The 16,997-nt window shown below is 68.8% G+C and carries 17 protein-coding genes; 8 read left to right on the top strand and 9 right to left on the bottom strand.

Annotated features, from left to right (window positions below; genetic code table 11):
• Positions 1 to 220: 220 nt before the first annotated feature.
• Positions 221 to 586: a hypothetical protein gene (locus ACQEVZ_RS39540; protein ID WP_433376208.1), complete on the top strand. Its 366-nt coding sequence runs from the start codon at positions 221 to 223 to the stop codon at positions 584 to 586.
• A 3-nt stretch (positions 587 to 589) separates the two neighbouring features.
• On the opposite strand, the gene ACQEVZ_RS39545 is transcribed toward ACQEVZ_RS39540, so the two are convergent.
• Positions 590 to 2,041 (bottom strand): NF041680 family putative transposase, encoded by a 1,452-nt coding sequence (locus tag ACQEVZ_RS39545; RefSeq protein ID WP_433359946.1) that lies wholly within the window; start codon positions 2,039 to 2,041, stop codon positions 590 to 592.
• Positions 2,042 to 2,064: 23 nt separating this feature from the next.
• Between ACQEVZ_RS39545 and ACQEVZ_RS39550 the strand changes: the two genes are divergently transcribed.
• Positions 2,065 to 3,279: an IS3 family transposase gene (locus ACQEVZ_RS39550; protein ID WP_433377259.1), complete on the top strand. Its 1,215-nt coding sequence runs from the start codon at positions 2,065 to 2,067 to the stop codon at positions 3,277 to 3,279.
• A gap of 454 nt (positions 3,280 to 3,733) precedes the next feature.
• On the opposite strand, the gene ACQEVZ_RS39555 is transcribed toward ACQEVZ_RS39550, so the two are convergent.
• The gene (locus tag ACQEVZ_RS39555) at positions 3,734 to 4,003 is read right to left on the bottom strand and encodes an Imm32 family immunity protein (protein ID WP_433376210.1); all 270 of its coding nucleotides are present in this window, start codon (positions 4,001 to 4,003) and stop codon (positions 3,734 to 3,736) included.
• A 186-nt stretch (positions 4,004 to 4,189) separates the two neighbouring features.
• Here ACQEVZ_RS39555 and ACQEVZ_RS39560 point away from each other — a divergent pair, with 186 nt between their 5' ends.
• Together ACQEVZ_RS39560 and ACQEVZ_RS39565 are read left to right on the top strand one after the other, a co-directional pair.
• On the top strand, positions 4,190 to 4,411 hold the full coding sequence (locus ACQEVZ_RS39560) for a hypothetical protein (protein ID WP_433376213.1): 222 nt from the start codon (positions 4,190 to 4,192) through the stop codon (positions 4,409 to 4,411).
• A 434-nt stretch (positions 4,412 to 4,845) separates the two neighbouring features.
• The gene (locus ACQEVZ_RS39565) at positions 4,846 to 5,415 is read left to right on the top strand and encodes an RICIN domain-containing protein (RefSeq protein WP_433376216.1); all 570 of its coding nucleotides are present in this window, start codon (positions 4,846 to 4,848) and stop codon (positions 5,413 to 5,415) included.
• On the opposite strand, the gene ACQEVZ_RS39570 is transcribed toward ACQEVZ_RS39565, so the two are convergent.
• The gene (locus ACQEVZ_RS39570; protein WP_433376219.1) at positions 5,375 to 6,622 is read right to left on the bottom strand and encodes a hypothetical protein; all 1,248 of its coding nucleotides are present in this window, start codon (positions 6,620 to 6,622) and stop codon (positions 5,375 to 5,377) included. The genes ACQEVZ_RS39565 and ACQEVZ_RS39570 overlap by 41 nt on opposite strands.
• A gap of 125 nt (positions 6,623 to 6,747) precedes the next feature.
• Between ACQEVZ_RS39570 and ACQEVZ_RS39575 the strand changes: the two genes are divergently transcribed.
• A complete protein-coding gene (locus ACQEVZ_RS39575; protein ID WP_433376222.1) occupies positions 6,748 to 6,876 on the top strand; it encodes a hypothetical protein in 129 nt (42 codons plus the stop codon).
• Between the two features lie 254 nt (positions 6,877 to 7,130).
• On the opposite strand, the gene ACQEVZ_RS39580 is transcribed toward ACQEVZ_RS39575, so the two are convergent.
• The 6 genes from ACQEVZ_RS39580 to ACQEVZ_RS39605 form a co-directional block, all read right to left on the bottom strand.
• On the bottom strand, positions 7,131 to 8,648 hold the full coding sequence (locus ACQEVZ_RS39580) for a diguanylate cyclase domain-containing protein (protein ID WP_433376225.1): 1,518 nt from the start codon (positions 8,646 to 8,648) through the stop codon (positions 7,131 to 7,133).
• Positions 8,645 to 9,349 carry a hypothetical protein gene (locus tag ACQEVZ_RS39585; RefSeq protein WP_433376228.1) on the bottom strand — a complete coding sequence of 235 codons (705 nt, stop codon included), beginning with the start codon at positions 9,347 to 9,349 and terminating at the stop codon, positions 8,645 to 8,647. The genes ACQEVZ_RS39580 and ACQEVZ_RS39585 overlap by 4 nt, the downstream gene beginning before the upstream one ends.
• Before the next feature lie 245 nt (positions 9,350 to 9,594).
• The gene (locus ACQEVZ_RS39590; protein ID WP_433376231.1) at positions 9,595 to 10,143 is read right to left on the bottom strand and encodes a hypothetical protein; all 549 of its coding nucleotides are present in this window, start codon (positions 10,141 to 10,143) and stop codon (positions 9,595 to 9,597) included.
• A 153-nt stretch (positions 10,144 to 10,296) separates the two neighbouring features.
• On the bottom strand, positions 10,297 to 12,537 hold the full coding sequence (locus ACQEVZ_RS39595; protein ID WP_433376234.1) for an RCC1 domain-containing protein: 2,241 nt from the start codon (positions 12,535 to 12,537) through the stop codon (positions 10,297 to 10,299).
• Positions 12,538 to 12,628: 91 nt separating this feature from the next.
• Entirely contained in the window at positions 12,629 to 13,216 is a 588-nt protein-coding gene (locus ACQEVZ_RS39600) for a signal peptidase I (RefSeq protein ID WP_433376237.1), read from the bottom strand.
• A 2-nt stretch (positions 13,217 to 13,218) separates the two neighbouring features.
• Entirely contained in the window at positions 13,219 to 13,920 is a 702-nt protein-coding gene (locus ACQEVZ_RS39605) for a hypothetical protein (protein WP_433376240.1), read from the bottom strand.
• 389 nt (positions 13,921 to 14,309) lie between these two features.
• On the opposite strand from ACQEVZ_RS39605, the gene ACQEVZ_RS39610 reads away from it, so the two are divergent.
• Genes ACQEVZ_RS39610 through ACQEVZ_RS39620 form a run of 3 tightly spaced genes read left to right on the top strand, consistent with a single transcriptional unit; the run spans position 14,310 to position 16,887 of the window.
• Complete coding sequence (locus ACQEVZ_RS39610; RefSeq protein WP_433376243.1) at positions 14,310 to 14,939, top strand: tyrosine-type recombinase/integrase; 630 nt, start codon at positions 14,310 to 14,312, stop codon at positions 14,937 to 14,939.
• Entirely contained in the window at positions 14,936 to 15,874 is a 939-nt protein-coding gene (locus ACQEVZ_RS39615; RefSeq protein ID WP_433376246.1) for a tyrosine-type recombinase/integrase, read from the top strand. The genes ACQEVZ_RS39610 and ACQEVZ_RS39615 overlap by 4 nt, the downstream gene beginning before the upstream one ends.
• Positions 15,871 to 16,887 (top strand): tyrosine-type recombinase/integrase, encoded by a 1,017-nt coding sequence (locus ACQEVZ_RS39620; protein ID WP_433376249.1) that lies wholly within the window; start codon positions 15,871 to 15,873, stop codon positions 16,885 to 16,887. The genes ACQEVZ_RS39615 and ACQEVZ_RS39620 overlap by 4 nt, the downstream gene beginning before the upstream one ends.
• Positions 16,888 to 16,997 lie beyond the last annotated feature (110 nt).

The following is a 16,997-nucleotide window of genomic DNA, read 5'->3' on the forward strand; positions in this document are numbered from 1 at the left end:
CCTCGCCTAGTGACACGCCTTGCCACTAGGTAGCCGTGAGTTGTCGCAGCTCAATGCCTGGTTCCGCGCACTAGTTGATCCCTCAACTGCGGAACGTGGGTACTACGGAGCGTTCTACCGCTCCAAACTGCACCCGCTGCCCTCCCTGTCACGCTGATGTGAGACAGCCCGTCTACCAGGGGATACTCTTCCTGGACAGTTGCGAGGAGAGATCATCAGCATGACGTCGAAGCCCCACGAGAACCCGGATCCGGACGCTCGGCCCCAGCGGCGGACATTCACCGCAGAGTTCAAGGCGCGGATCCTGGCCGAGTACGACGCGGCGCCGGACGCGGCGGCTCGCGGGGCGATCCTGCGCCGGGAACGGCTCTACGGGTCACACATTCTCGACTGGCGCAAGGCCCGGGATGCCGGAGCCGCGGCTGGCCTGACGGACCGGCGGCAATCGGCCGCGCGGGCAGCGAAGAAGGCCGAGAACGCCGAACTTGCCCTGCTACAGCGGGAGAACGCTCGGCTGCAGGCCAAGCTGGCCAAGACCGAGACCGCCCTGTCGATCATGGGAAAAGCGCACGCGCTCTTGGCTTGAGTTTTATCCCTTGAGTGCCTGATTGTTGACTTTTGGTGTGTCCACTGTGGACTTCTTCTTGCCGACTGGGTAGCGGGTTCGCGGAGGCCGGGTGCTACCCACGGGACGGCCGGGACCAGGATTGGTGGTTTTCGGCCTACCGGCCGGAGTGCCCAGATGCCGGCGCAGGTTACGGAAACCCCGGCGGACCCGTCCAGGGGTCATCGACCGCCCCGCAGGGATCGTCTTCTCCCAGGGACGGCGTAGATCAGTCGTGAGGGTCTTCGCCAGCCGCAGCTGGGCGTGCGCGGCCAGGATCAGCCATGTCCAGCGTTCACCCTGCTCAGGAGTACGAATCTGCGGGGCGGTCCAGCCCAGGGTGGACTTGAGCAGCCGGAAGGTGTGTTCCACATCGAACCGGCGGAGGTAGGTCTTCCACAGCAGGTCCAGGTCAAAGACGGTGCCCGGTGGTGCGGTGTGCCACAGCCACAGGTCTTGCGGCGCCCGGTTGCCGGGCAGACGCTCGACCTGGATGCGGATCACGGTGCCAGCCACGACCGGTAGCACCCCCTCGAAGTCGGTCCAGCCGGCCTGTCTGGACAGTTTCTGGTGCAGCCCGTGCCACGCGCTGACCATCACCTCGCCGTATCGCGGGTTCTGCCCACGCAGCCGCTGATCGGGCGCCGGAAGCGCTGTCGGCTTGGACAGTTCGAACCGGCTGCCGTGCTTCCTGGGCCGGCCCGGCCGACCGTCCTTGCGTCGCTTGGGTGCCGGTGCGTAGAACACCCGGTCGCTGCGCACCCGACCCAGGACCTGCACACCCAGACCGTCGAGTCCGGCGAGATAGGTGATGCGGGTCAGGTCGTATCCGGAGTCGAACGTGAACACCGGCGCGGGCCGCCGCGCGAGCGTCCCGGCCTCCTCCAGACGGGCCAGCACATTGGCGATCTGGGCGACCGTCACCACCGTCACGTCGTCGTCCGGGCCGATACGCACCACGTCCAGCAGCGCGGTCCACGACGACGCACCCCACTCCAACCCGGCGGCGAAGGAGAACGGCCAGCCCGGAATCGTCTTGCGGGATCCGTCGCAACGGCAGGAGGTGTAGCAGTGACACAGCCCCGCAGAGGTCACCGCGTCCGGCCGTGGCCACGCCGAGGTATCCACCGCGATCTTCACCGGACCGTCGTCGGCGGGCTGCCACGACGACGCGATCAGCCCAGCCAGCTGTTCAACGTCGAGATCACCACAGGCCAGCGCGTCATACAACGCCCCGTGTCCACGCCGGAACACCTTCTCCTGCGACAGTTCCACCAGGGAGTCCACCGGACCATCAGCGGTCAACACCGCATCCACGAGCTCGAACAACGCGTCCGCGCGTCTGCTGAAGCACGCATACAATCCGGCTCGGAACGCGACCAATGCCGCACGACACACCGAGGCATCTGTTGCCACCACAGCCTGCAAACCTGGCATAGTAGGCCCCACGGCCACCCCGCATCCTTCGAAGCTTCAGCACTCCGAATGATCACGGGTGGCCGTACCCATATCCTTGCGACACACCGAAACGGCCCGGACGATCTTCTGATCGCCCGGGCCGTTGGTTAAATCTCAAGCTTGGAACTGCTCTCCGAGAGCGCGGATGCCGCGCCGATGCCGAACCCGTCCTCGCCGAGGCGCAGCAGGCGCTGAGCGAGGTCTGGGGCGTTGCGCCCGCCTGCCGGCTGACCGGCCTGTCCAGGGCGACGCTGTATCGGCGCCGCACCCCGCCCGCGCCGCCGAGGCCGCGCACGCCGCGTAAACCGCCGCCGTCGGCGCTGTCGGAGGCTGAGCGTGAGCAGGTGCTGCAGCTGCTGAACCAGCCCGAGTACGCCGATCTGGCACCGGCGCAGGTGTGGGCCCGTGAGCTCGACGAGGGCCGCTGGTGGTGTTCGGAGTCCACGATGTACCGGATCCTGCGCGCGGCCGGGCAGACCGGCGAACGCCGGGCCCAGGCCACCCATCCGGCCCGCACCAAGCCCGAACTCGTGGCCGACGCGCCCAATCAGGTCTGGTCCTGGGACATCACGAAGCTACGCGGCCCGGACCGGGGCGTGTGGTTCCACCTCTACACGGTGATCGACATCTGGTCCCGCTACGTCGTCGGCCATCTGATCGCCACCTACGAGGACGGGCAGCTCGCCGAAGCCCTGATCGCTGACGCTGCCGCCCGGGAACGCGTGAACCCGGACCAGTTGATCGTGCACGCCGACCGGGGCGCCGCGATGACCAGCAAGACCGTCACCCAGCTGCTGACCGACCTGAAGATCGGACGCAGTCACAGCCGGCCGAAGACCTCCAACGACAACCCGTACATCGAGGCCAGCTTCAAGACACTCAAGTACGACCCGACGTTCCCGGACCGGTTCGGGTCGATCCAGCACGCCCGGCAGCACTGCGAAGCCTTCTACACCTACTACAACCACGAACACCGACACTCCGGGATCGGCCTGCACACCCCAGCGTCAGTCCATCACGGCACCGCCGGGCAGATCCGTGAACAGCGGCAACGCACCCTCGACGCCGCCTGGGCCGCGCATCCCGAACGGTTCGGCCGCCGCCGTCCACAGCCGCCCCGCCTCCCGGAACGGGCATGGATCAACAAACCAGACGACAACGCCCTCGAACAGGTCGCCGCCACGGCGGCGACCAACCTTCCACCAGCACAAAGCTAAACAAAATCAAGAAACTGTCTCAGTTGACTTGACAGGTTCCGCTGCTGGAGCGCATCAACGCCTACCTGATGCGGTTCCTCCGTCGCAAGCTCAAACGGTTGCGGAGCAAGAAGAAGGCCCTCCAGTACTGGAGAAGGACCGTCGCCAGACGGCGGGGACTGTTCGCGCACTGGGCATGGGTCACCTCGCTTACGACGGCCTGGTGATCAGGGTGACAGGAGCCCGGTGAGCCGAGAGGTTTACGCCGGGATCTGTGGGAGCCGGAGGGCGAGACTCCCTCCGGCCACCCGACATGGCACCTGTTCTCTATCGACCCAGCATCTGGGCAGCCCTTAACGAATGACCCGGGCTAAAGGGGGCCAGAACCAGAACCAGTCTCAGGCCGCCGTCGACACCAAGTACCGTCACCTAACCGCACCGCGCGCCCACGGGCACCGGATCTGCCTGAGTGTGGTCAGCGGGTGGGCTGCCGAGCAAGCATCAAGGAGGCAGACTCGAGCGCCAGCGGCACGGTTCCCGGATTAAGGTGGATATGAGATCCAGATGGAGCGTTCTCGTCCGCGAGCGCAAGACACCACCGTGCAAGGTCACGTAGACCAGCCGGATCCCCAAAGATTTCGACCGACCCGTCAACGACTTCCACGATCACCGTTCCACCCTCGACAGGAGCGACAACGCCCCTCGTCGAATCGTAACGGGGCACAGACAGCGAGATCTCGGCCATGGTGGCAGTCTGCACGAGCCCGGCCCGGCGCGCACACGCCTGACGCTGCCGACAGCGAACAACGCCGACACGCCCGCCCGTCACACACGCCAAGATTTCTTAGTCACGCTGGGTCACGCCGGGAAAGTCCGCCACGTGCTGGGTTGACTTCAAGATCATTTCGGTTATGCCGGCATCCGCTGCGCAATGCACTGGCCAGACCCCGCTCAACGCGACCGGCTCACCGACATCCGCGACAACCTCACCGCCCGCATCGCCGAAGCCGAACGCGAGGGCTGGCTCGGCGAGGTCGAAGGACTGAAGATCAGCCTCGCCGGCGCCGAAGACAAACTCGCCCGGATCGAACGACGCACCCCCAACCAGCACACCGTCCACCTGCGCATCCCCACCCTCACAAGCAACCGCTGACCGCCAGTGGACACCCACGAATCGACAAACATCAAAGTTCAGAGAATCCGCAACGCCGCGGTCAGCGTGCTCCGACTGGCCGGCACCACCACGATCGCCCAAGCGCTCCGCGCCAACGCCAGAGACCCCGCCGACCGCTGCGAGCCCTCGGCCTACTGCCGTAGCGCAAAGCGGTCAAATACCTACCTTGCAAAGGCCCTGGGGCCCGCCTGACGCGAATGGGCCAGTGCGACCGGGTCGGACACGTGTGCTCCTGACCGTTGACAGGCCGAGGAACCGACGGCGATGCGGCGCTCCCACTTGCCCAACCAGATCGTGTGAACCTGGCACCACTCGCCACCGTTCTACGGATCGGCATGTACAGCCCCACACCTTGTCAGCACATGACCGCCTCTGCGTGCAGCTCGAGGTGAGCTCGTGGATTGGAGCCTCGTATGTCCGAATTGATAGATCAGCTGGCCCGGTCGGGCACCGACCGCACACCCCGATACGGGCGGCGCTCCCGCCGCCTGCTCGCGGTTCTCATCACCGTCGTCACGGTTGCCATGTCTGCGGTGGCCTTCCAGTCGCCTGCCCAGGCATACGTAGGCACGAGCGTCCTGCGGAACTGGGAGACCGGGCGATGCCTGGACAGCAACTGGAACGGCGACGTGTACACGCTGCCGTGCAGTCTGCCGGTTCGTAGCAACGATCATCAGATTTGGGAGCCGGTCAAGCTGGTGCATAACAAGTTTGACATCGTGAAACTCAGGAACAAAGCGACCGGCCTATGCCTCATCTGGCTTCCGGGCAATCCCAATGTGATCAGGACGACCGACCAGTGCGGCTACAACGGTTTGGCCAGCGACATCCGCATTTCGTGGGCCGCGGAGGGCACGGGCTGGTCGAACGTCGTCTTCCGGAACAGGGTCGGCGGTCAGGTCCTCGACGGCAATCACGTCGGCCACGTCTACCCGCACGCCTCTAACAATGGCGGTTTCCAACAGTGGAAGTTTGGTTACTGAGCCATCCCGGACAACGACGCGCCCGCTGAGGTGCCGGAAGCGACAGCGACGCGGAGCCCCGAAATGAAAAGGTTCTTCCACGGATCACCTTCATCGTCATCGGGGTTCCGCGTCGACGCCCAGACGGCGGCCGGCTGCGCAGCTTCCACTCGCTGTTGCCCTTGCGGTCGCGCCGGCACGGGGTTGCTGTAGCCGTTCGCAGTAGACACCCGGACCACTTCAATGCCGCAAGGCTCCCCGTCGCGGTGGCTGAACACGTGCTCCCAACCCTCGGCGAAGTCGTCCGCGCCAAGGCGGCGAGGCGCTGCAGGTGGGTTTCGCAGGCGGCGATCTGGTCGGCGGCCGCCCGGCCGACCTCCAGCCGGTACAGCTTGGAGCGGTGGTCCTGGTCGCTCAGCCGCGGTGCCGGCGCGGTGCCGGCACGGTTGCCGCCGCCGTGACAGAAGCCGGGGCCGTCAGCGGCGAGCGTCATGTCGCCCGACGTCCGGTCCGGCTCTCGGTCGGCTCTTGGTCCGGCGTGAGAAACGGCGAGACCACCACCGCCATCAGGCCGATGACGACGAGGCCGAAGGTGCGCCAGCGCGTGCGCTCGCCCGCTGGGGGCGTGGTGCCGCCGGCCCCGACGGTGTGATCGGGCTTTCGCCGGTGTGATCCTGGAGTCGTCGTGGACGGGGGTCGCGGCCGCGTCCAGGCTCGCCATCGCCCCCGAGCGACGTCGGTGGCGGGGCAGGGCCGGTGTGATGTCGATCCCGGTCAGTTCCGCGGACCGCGGCCACTGGCGCGTGGCCAGGTCGGGGTCGGTGGCGGCGCCGGAGAAGGTGTCGAACGTCGGGCGGGTCCGGCGCAGCGGCCGGCCTGGGCCGATGTGGCGGCCCGTGGGTGCGGCAGGGTCGGTGGCGGCGTAGAGGATCGGCGTCACGGCGTCGTCGATCGGCCGGCGCATGATGAGTCCGAGCACCGTCCCGACCACGCGGGCTGAGAGCGGTGCGCTGCGGTCCAGGTCGGTCTTCGCCATGCCGGGGTGGGCGAGCAGGCTGCGCACCGGTGACCCGGCGGCGCGCAGGCGGCGGTCGAGTTCGAGGCCGAACAGGATGTTGGCGAGCTTGGAGGTGGCGTAGGCGCCGCCCGGCGAGTAGCGGTGCTCTGCGGCGAGGTCGGCCAGGTCGAGGCGGCCCAGGCGGTACAGGCCGGATGCGACGGTGACCACGGCCGGGTCGCGCCCGGCCGCCAGCCGGTCGAGGAGCAGGTTCGGACAGCTGGCCCGGACCGTGTTCGAGCGCCCGGCACAGCGGGGACCTGCGACCCGACCTCACCGCCGCGGACCTGCACCACTTGGTCTGCGGCGTCGTCTTCGCGCTGCGCATCGACGACGCACCGCAAGGGCGGGTCGACCGCTACCTGCGGGTGCTCCTCGACGGCATCCGCGCCACAACACCGGCGGCGCAGCGCGGCCGACGATAGCCGCAGCTGCCCGGCACACTCCAGGTGACTTTCAGGCGACGCCTGATCGTCGCCGCCACGGTCGTCGGCGGCTCGCCCCGCCCGTGCTGCTGCCGCCCGAGGTCGAGTGCCCGCCCACGATGCTCGGTCGCGGCGAGCCGGCGCTCTACCGGGAGGCGAACCTGCCGCCCGCGCTCACCGACCAGAAAAGTGGATCCTGCTCTACGTGCGGCGGTGGTTGACGCACCGAACCCCGTAGCCGCGGCCCGAGGCGCTCAGGCGGCGAACAGGGACTCGGCTGTGCGGACCTGGTCCCGGCCGCCGTGCTTGGCGGCATACAGCGCACCATCGGCGGCGCGCAGGAGCGTCTCGGGCGGGACGCCGGCCGCGATGGCGACACCAACGCTGGCGGTGACAGGCACGGGAAGCGCCGCCGCGTGTAGCGCGGTGCGGAACCGTTCGCCGACAGAGACGTCGATGCCGGGAGCGATGAGAGCCATCTCCTCGCCACCATACCGGGCGGCGAGGGCGCCGTTCGGCGTGACCGAACGCAGCACAGCGGCGGCGCCGCGTAGTACGTCGTCGCCTACCTGGTGTCCGTGGGTGTCGTTGAGGCGCTTGAAGTGGTCGAGGTCGACCATCACGAGGGTGACGTGATGAGCCGGGTCGGCAAGTTCGGCCGCCAGCCGCTCATCGAACGTGCGGCGGTTGGCGAGCCCGGTCAGCCCGTCGGTCTGCGCGGCGGCGCGGACCTGCTCGAGCAGCATTGCGCGGCCCATCGCCACCGACGCCTGTGCCGTGGCAAGCTCAGCGGTGCCGATCATACGCAGCTCGACTCGGCGTGAGGCGCGCTGCGACGACCAGCGGCCGTGCTCGATGACCAGCGCGCCGGTGGCCTGTGCCAACTGGAAGGGCACGACGATAAGGTTGCGGCCGCCGGGAAGAAGCTGATCGAGGACCGGGTCGTCGGCCCAGACCACGAGTTTGGTGGTCCGCTCAGCGACGGCCTGCCGCAGGACCGAGTTCTGTGGCAGGCCGGCGTCCACCTCTACGGTCGTGCCGTCGTCGGCCCAGGCGAAGCCGGCGCCGTCGAGGGCCGTGGCGGGTTCCTGCGGATACCACACGACGATGGCGCGCTGGGCGAGTAGCTCGTCGCGGGCGAATCCGGCCAGCATCCCGGCCGCCTCTGCGGTGCCGGTGCTCTGCCCGACCGCGAGGCCGAAGCGGCGCAGCCGGTCGTCGTCGTAGCGGCGGCGGCGCAACTCGCGCTCGTTGATGGCGGCAAACGACGCGGTGGCGACCATGATGAGCCAGGTGCCGGCGACGGTGACCGCGAACGGCACCAGTGGCGTCGCGAGGGGCGGCCCCAGCAGACCGGCGGCCCGCGATTCGAGCAGCAACAACGTCAGCACCGTGTGCCACAGCGCGATCCGCCCGCCGGTGCGGAACGATGCGAGCAGCGTGACCGCCACCACGTGCCCAAGGGTGAGAAGCTCGACGCCGCCGCCGAGCCAGCCGAGCCAACCCAGCGCCGGTCGCAGCGCGCACAGCAGCACCGCGTCACCGATCAACGAGGCGGTGAACGCGGCTCGGGCGACGCGTCGGCCGAGCCGGGTCACGGGCAGGGTCAGCGCACTCAGCGCGAGCCACGCCGAGCCGATCAACGGCGCCGTGTGGTCGGGCAGTACCCGGGCCAGTCCGGCGGCGGCCAGCAGCAGCACGACCGCGCACCGATAGACCAGCATCCAGCGGATGCGGTCGACGAGCGGCACCAGATCCTGTGTGGCGGTCATCGAGGCTCCTTCGCCGGCATGGTGAAGTAGGCGTACCGCTCGGTGAGCGGGGCGAGGGCGAGCTTCGGGTCGCGGCGGTCGACCTTGCGTTGTACATGAAGGAACAGGATCAGGATCGCGCCGCCCGCCAGCAGGTAACCACTGTGGCGGCGGGTGCGATTCGTGACGTCGAGCACGTCGCGTATGACCTCGGCGATCGTGGACGTGCCGCTGCCCTCCTTGCGGGCCACCGTCGCGTCCTTCTGATCGGGCCCTTGCTGATCGGGCCCCTGGACGGATGCTTGGGTGGGCACCTGTGCGGGTGTCTGGGTCGGCGGTTGAGGCATCGGTGCCTTCTCGGCCGCCCTGAAGCCGGTCACCGACCACTGGATCGTTGCGCTGGCCCGCGCATGGTCCGCGGCAGCGTCCTCGGGCAACGTGACCGTGAAACGGAAGGTGCGCCGCTCACCCGGAGCCGGTGTCCAACCCGTCGGCACATTGACGAGCCCCGCAACGGTACCGTCATACATCTCAGCGCCGGCGAAGTTGTCACAGCCGCCGGTGCCCACGTCGACCTGAAGCCGCAGGCGGTCCGCCAGGGCACCGCTGACCTCACGGGCGTCGAGCACGACCGCGGTGTCCGCCGCCGCGACGCCGCTATACGTGATGCCTGTGCATCGCGTCACCGGCCGGCCCGGTGCGAGCGCGGTCGACGGGAACATCGCCTCCGGGTTGTCGCTGACGAGTGCGAGTGACGACATCACGGCGGCGGGACGCGGGGGAGGCCCGGCCGCCTGCAGCCCGGCCAGCGCGCAGTATGCCACGGCAGCGGCCGTCAGCACGGCGGGAACATGTACGCGCACGATGATCCGTCGGCATGATGATCGGGTTCTTGCGATGTTCGGGCTATTGGCAACCGATTCACCCCCGACTTCCGTGTCGACCGCCGCCGGGGGAGGCGGAGCGGCTACCGGGCCTCCCAAACGAACGTCTCGGTAACCGTCTTGCCTTCGGCGGCGATGGTGTCAGCGAGGTCGATGCTGAGCTTGTAGGCGTGTCTGTCGTTTGTGGACCATGCCGCGCCGGGGTCGGTGACGCCGATCGCGAAACCGGAAAGCGGTCCGCTGTAGAGGACGCCGGGTCCGAGCCCGATGTGGTCGGTGCTGTCGGCAGTGAAGCTGGCGCAGTCGGGGAACGTGCCGTTCGAGACGGTGCCCCGGACCACGGTGAGCTCTAGGTACGCTTCGAGCCCGGTACCGGCTGTCGTGGCGCCGTAGAGGCGTACCCCGGCCGGCAGCGTGCCGGTGTAGGTGACCTGGATGCACTTGCTGATCGGCGATCCCGGCCAGATCGCGGCAGCGTTGAACAGGGCCGTGCCACCGTCGTTGTCGGTGATGGAGACGGTCCCGGTGTCGAAGCTGTTGCCCGGGCTGGTGGCCTGCGCGCTGAAGGCCGCCCAGGTGAGCGTGGTGGTGGCGGCTCCGATCACCAGGGCGCACAGTGACACGATGGCCATGCTCAGTCCGCGTCGGGGCGGCACGCGGTGGCGCGGTGGCGCTGCGGCATGGACTCGCAGGCGGTGTCGCCCTGGCGTGAAGTCATCCGTTCGCACACGGGTTGGATCGGCAGCGCTGCGGGCTGTTTCACCGATTTGCGGAGCGGATTGGTTTCAGTAGCTGAGCACAGCGGTGGCGTTCGAACGCGGCCCGGTGAAGGTCGGACGGCCGATCGGCGCGTTGACCTGCGCCGGCGTGGTCTGTGTGGTGATGCCGGAGCCGAGGCCGAGTTGGCCGAGGGCGTTGCTGCCCCAGCACCATACGGTGCCGACGCTCTGAACGGCGCAGGTATGCCGGACACCGCCGCTGACCGTGCGCCAGGTGGTGGCGCTGCCGACGCTGGCGGGGGCGGACTGGTCCGCGGTTGTCCCGGCGCCGAGCTGGCCGCTGCTGCCGCTGCCCCAGCACCACAGGGAGCCGTCGGTCTTGATGGCGCACGAGTGGTCAGCGCCCAGCGATACCGCCCACCAGGTCGAGCCCGGCACCTGCGTGGGTTGAGGTTGGCCGTTGCCGTTGCCGTTGCCGAGGCCGAGTCGCCCCGCGTGGCCGTCACCCCAGCAGTACAGCGTCTGGTCGGTCCGGATGGCGCACGCGTGCCGGTATCCGAGGGACACGGCGGTCCACCCGGTGGTGCTCGGGGACGTGACCTGGACGGGCGTGGTCTGCGGTGACACCGTGGAGCCGATGCCGACTTGGCCGTCGGAGTTGCGCCCGAAGCAGTACAGCGTCGTGTCGATTCGTGTGGCGCAGGTGAAGTTGTCGCCGGCGGACACCGAGGCCCAGCCGGTGGCGGCGGGGCTGGTGATCTGGGCCGGGTTGTTCTGCTGGGTGGTGCTGCCGATGCCCAAGTTGCCTTGGCTGTTGTCGCCCCAGCACCAGAGTGTGGTGTCGGTACGGGTGGCGCAGCCGTAGTATTCCCCTGCGGTGACGCGGTCCCAGGTCGTTGCGGGGCCCACCTGGGTAGGGACAAGTCGCGGGTTCGTGTCTCCGGTGCCGAGCCGGCCGTTGCTGCCCCTGCCCCAGCACCATAGGGTGCCGTTTGACTGGGTGGCGCAGGTGAAGGCGTTTCCGAGCGCAGCCGAGCGCCAGGTGCTCGCGGCGCCCACCTGGCTCGGCTGGGCCGTGGCGGGCCGGAGGTCCCCCCAGCACCACAGCGTGCCGTCACTCTTGGTGGAACAGGTTTGGTGCGGCGAATGGCCGGTCGCAGAGGTGGACCAAGTGGTCTCTGTGCCGACCTGAACCGGACTGGTCCGGTTCACGGCATCGTTGAGACCGAGCTCGCCCAAGGTGTTTTCGCCCCAGCACCACTGCGTGCCATCCGTCTTCGTGGCACATGTGTGCGCCGAAGCGCCAGCCACGGTGCGCCAGGTACCGCTGGCGATCGTGCCGACCTGGTTCGGCACCAGCCGGCTGGCCGTGTCGCCCAAGCCGAGCCTGCCGCTGCCGCCGGCGCCCCAGCACCAAAGGCTGCCGTCCGGCTTGATCGCACAGGTGTGGTTGAGGCCCAGCGACAGCACAGACCAGGTGCCTGCCACCTGCTGCGGGGAGGTGAATCTGGCGGTCGAGTTGACCCCGAGCCGGCCGGACCCTCCGTCGCCCCAGCAGTACAGCGTGCTGTCGGTGCGCAGCGCGCACGCGTGTTGATAGCCCGAGGAAACTGTCGCCCAACCGGTCGTAGACGGTGTACTGACCGCGACCGGAGTCAGTTGCGGCGTCACTGTGTTGCCGATTCCGGCTTGGCCGCTGTCGTTGCTGCCGAAGCAGTAGAGGGTGGTGTCGGTTCGGGTGGCGCAGGTGAACTCGTCGCCGGCGGACACCGTGGCCCAGCCCGTGGCAGCCGGTGACACGACCTGCTGCGGGCTGTCGTAGGAGGTGGTGTCGCCCAGGCCCAGTTTGCCGTTGTCTGCGCCGCCCCAGCACCACAGTGTGGTGTCGGTCCGCACGCCGCACGTGTGCGTGCCACCGGCGGCGACCTGTGACCAGGTAGCCGTGCCGACCATGGTCGGAATGGAGCGAGTGTTGTGGTGCCCCACGCCCAATTGGCCCTGGTCGTTGTCAGCCCCCCAGCACCACAGGCTTCCGCCGGTCTGGATCCCGCACGTCCAGCTGCCACTGACCGCCGCGCTGGTCCACGACGCGGCCGAGCCGACCTGCCGGGGGCTTGGCGTGGGGTCGCCGGTGTCGCCCCACGTCCACAGCGTTCCCGCAGCGAACCCCGTGCCGGCGGTGAACGTGTTGGCCGTGTTCGAGGTCGACGCGGTGAAGGCGGTCCGAGCGCTGCTGCCGGTGGACAGGGTGGCAGTCGACACCGCGATCGCCGCCGCAGCGATCACCCGGATGGTTTTTCCGAACACGGGTGTTCCATCGGCCGGCGAACGGCCTGTGTGAGCGTTTTGCACTGTCGGCATTCGGCGGTTGAGGCACGAGGACAACACGCGGACGACGTCAGTCGTTCCGGTTGTCGGGGTCGGCCGCCGCGAGCACCTGTTGCCAGCCGGGCCGAGGCCACCGGCGAGCAGCCTGGCGACCACCGGCGCCGGCGCGATGGCGTCCCGTGGCCGTCAGATTGCGCCGGCCATGACCAGCCTTCCGGGCTGCGAGGAGCACAAAGAGCAGTGCGGCGGCGGCCGTGCTGAGCGGATGCCATTGCCTAGTGGCCGCCCAGTACACCGGAAGCCCCACGGCCGGCACGCGCAGCCGTGCGACTCCCATGACTGCCGCCGGCGGTACCGGCGCTGAGTCCGCCGTGGCGTTCGCGTCGCCTCTGGTGACGAACCCCGCCGCGGTGCGGGACTCGACCCGGTGCGCCAACCGGCGGCCGTCGACTTGGAACACGACGACCCGCCCGGGGACGATCGTCGTTGAATCGGCAGGCGCGCCGACGATGACGTCTCCGGGATGGATAGCCGGCTCCATGGAGCCGGACATCACCACGTATGACCGCCAGCCCGCCAGCCCCGGCAGCACGGTCGCGGCGACGAGCACGATCCCAAGCGCGAGACAGGTCCGCGCGAGCAGGCGTATCACGAACATGGCTAACTCTGGACTTCCCAGACGAACGTGGTCCGCGCCGTCATGCTCATGAGGTCGCTGTCGATGGTGTCGCTGCCGCCGCCGGGGAAGACGGCGCTGCCCGGGAACGCAACGGTGAATCGGTAGCTGCGCGACGTCTTCGGCGGTGCGGCGGCTGGCGTCCAGCCGCCGACGCGGGCGGTGGCGTAGGAGGAGTTGCTGGTGGTGAAGTCCAGGAGCGAGCCGGCGATGACGGTCGCGTCCGTCGGACCGGAGCGGTTGACGGTGTCGAACAGCGTGCTGCTCGCGGTGAAGTCGGTGCAGGCGACGTCGGTCGCGCCGGTGCCCTCCTCGATCGTCAGCGACAGGTAGCTGGAAAGCGTGTGGGCGTTGACGGCGGGGCTGCTCGTGCCGTCCTTGGCGTAGAGGCGAATCGCCCCGGCCGGGGCGATGCTGCCGCTGTAGTCGACGGTCACGCACCGGGGCGCAATGGTGGGGCCGGGCCGGAGGTCGGTGGCCGCGAACACCGCGGTGCCGGTCAGCGGGCCGCCGCTGCCATCCTGGGTCGCCAGCTGGAGGTTGCCGGTGGCCCAGGCGTTGCCGGGGTTGTCGGCCTTGGCGACGAAGACAGCGTAGGACGACTGCCAGACGGTGGCCGCCCCGAGGAGCAACGCGACCGCGCCGACAAACCACCCAGCCGAACGTCCACTGACCCTCGAAGGCATGTTGGTCCCTTTCTCGGTTGACAGGTCGCTTGAATTATCGGTCATGCCACCGTGCTGGCTCGGTACCAGACGGTTGCAGTCAGTTTGCGCTGGGTCAGGCATGCGGCGTCCGGGTCCGGGTCAGCGTTGGTGCGAACCGGATCACGAATTCGCCAGCAGGGTCCCGCCCGGTTGGGTGCAGCGACGCGTAGCCGCCGTGGCCGCCAGTCGATGCCAGGCAGCAGTGCGATGCGGTTGCCCAGTCCGGGGGAGCCTCCACCAAACTCAGGGCACTTCACTATTCGCGCCAGAGCATAAGGTCCCTGAATGGGGTCGGGGCTGGTCCCAGGGCCCCGGCAAAGTCGTCAGGTGATGCCGAGTAGGGCCAGTGGTCGGTTGGTGTCGCGGGTGTGGTGGCGGTTGGCGGCGGCGATGTTGGTGTTGCCGGCGAGGCGGAGGACGTCGATGGCGGCGTTGCGGAGGGTGGCCATGACCTGCGGGCCGGTGCCGGTGCGGATTTGGGATCGGTCTTCGTCGTAGGTGACGTCGCGGATCCATATGCGGTCTTGTCGTTGCTGGCACGGCTCGGCCTGCGGAGCGCTGAAGCTGCTGGCCTGCAGTTGGGTGACATCGACTGGCGGGCCGGCGAGGTCGCGGTCAGGGGCAAAGGCAGCCGGGTCGAGCGACTTCCACTGCCGGCGGCGGCCGGGCAGGCGCTGGCCGGCTGGCTGACCGATGGCCGTCCCCGGTGCGAGTCGCGGGCGGTGTTCGTGACCGTGCGGCAGCCGTATCGGCAGTTGACACCGGACGCGGTCCGCCAGGTGATGGCGCGGGCCTGCGGCCGGGCCGGTCTGACCAGGCGGGGCGCGCACCGGCTGCGACACACCCTCGCCACCGAGATGCTGCGCGCCGGCGCGTCGCTGCCCGAGGTCGGCCAGGTGCTGCGGCATCGCAGCCAGCTGTCCACGGCGATCTATGCCAAAGTCGATCAAGAGGCGTTGCGCCCGCTGGCGCGCCGGTGGCCCGGAGCCGGCCGGTGACCACGCTGCGGGCCAGGGCTGAGCAGTACCTCGTCATGCGCCGTGCGCTCGGGTCCAAGCTGGAAACGCAAGGTCCTCACCTGACGAGCTTCGTCCGTTTCTGCGAGCAGCGCGGCGCAGCGCATGTCACCGCTGACCTGGCGATCGCGTGGGCGACCCAGACCGGCCGAGGCAGCAGCGACGAGGTCTACCAGGCTCGGCGGCTCGACACCGTGCGGATCTTCGCCCGCCACCTGCAGGCGCTGGACCCGGCCACTGAGATCCCGCCCGAGGACGTCCTGCCGCGCCGCTACCGGCGAATCCCTCCCTACCTGTATTCACCGGACGAGGTCGTTGCGCTGATGAGTGCGGCGGACGATCTGCGACCAGGAATCCGGGCGGCGACCTGGCGGACGCTGATCGGGCTGCTCGCGGTGACCGGCATGCGCTCGGGAGAGGCTTGTCACCTTGGCCGCGACGACGTCGACCTGCACGCCGGCACGATCGAGATCGTCGACTCCAAATTCGGCAAGTCCCGGCTGCTGTTCCTGCACCCGAGCACGATCATTGAACTACGCGACTATGCACGGGTCCGTGACGAGCAGATGCCCGAGCCGCGGGCGGGCACGTTCCTGGTCAACAGCCGCGGCAGGCCGTTGGACAATCACAACATCCAGCACACGTTCGCCGCGCTGGTCACCGCGGCAGGCATCCAAGCCCCGCCGGGACGACGTGCTCCGCGGCTGCACGACCTGAGGCACGTGTTCGCGGTCGCGACGATGCTGGACTGGTATCGCGACGGCGACAACGTGCAGGCCCGGCTTCCGGTCCTGTCCACCTGGCTCGGCCACGTCGATCCGAAATCCACCTACTGGTACTTGCAAGCCATTCCGGAACTGCTGGCCCTGGCCGTCGGCAGGCTCGAGCGACAGCCGGACCGGCGGGCAGCGTCATGACCGACCTCGCTCCCGTCCTGCAGGGATTCTTCACCGACCGGCTCGCCCGGCAGAAGAACGCCAGCCCGAACACGGTCGCCGCCTACCGCGACACCTGCAAGCTCCTGCTGGCCTTCGCGCACGCCAAGACCGGCAAGACGCCCAGCCGGCTCAGCCTCGCCGACCTGGACGCTGTTCTGGTCGGCGCGTTCCTGCAACACCTGCAAGAGCACCGGGGAAACGGCAGCGCCACCCGCAACGCCCGGCTGGCCGCCGTCCACTCTCTGTTCCGCTACGCGGCTACCAAGGCTCCCGAGCACGCCGCCGTGATCAGTCAGGTCCTGGCAATCCCACCACGGCGCCGCGAACGCGCCATCGTCTGCTACCTCACCGACGAGGAAGCAGACACGCTGATCGCTGCCCCCGACCGCACTACCTGGCACGGCCGCCGCGACCACGCCTTACTCCTGCTCGCTGTCCAGACCGGACTGCGAGTATCAGAGGTCATCGGCCTTACCCGCCAGGACATTCACCTCGGCGCGGGCCCGCATGTCCGCTGCCACGGCAAGGGCCGCAAAGACCGGGCAACACCGCTGACCGCGCAGACCGTCAAGGTCCTCAAGATCTGGCTCGCCGAACTCGACTCCGCCTCCGCCGGTCCTTTGTTCCCCACCCGGACCGGAGGCCGGCTCTCCCGCGACGCCGTCGAACGACTCGTCGCCAAACACGCAACCGCGGCAACGGGCAACTGCCCATCGATCAGGGCGAAGAACGTCACCCCGCACACCCTTCGGCACACCGCCGCGATGTCGCTACTCAAGGCCGGAGTCGACACCTCCGTCATCGCCCTCTGGCTCGGCCACGAGACCCCGGAAACAACCCAGATCTATCTCCACGCCGACATGACCATCAAGGAACAAGCCCTCGCCCGCCTCCACCAACCCGGCACCAGCCCCGGCCGCTACCAGCCCTCCGACACCCTGCTCACGTTCCTCGACAACCTCTGTTGCCCGGCGTTTTCAATGAGGACGTAGCCGTCGTTCGTGGTGAGGACGGGCGGGCAGAGAAACGCCCCGCCAGCGGTTGCTGGGCGGGGCGTTGGTCATCGCGGTGACGTGCTGCTGATCGTGGTGATGTTGTCATG

This window comes from Dactylosporangium sp. CA-152071 (assembly GCF_050936335.1).
Taxonomy (GTDB): Bacteria; Actinomycetota; Actinomycetes; order Mycobacteriales; family Micromonosporaceae; genus Dactylosporangium; species Dactylosporangium maewongense.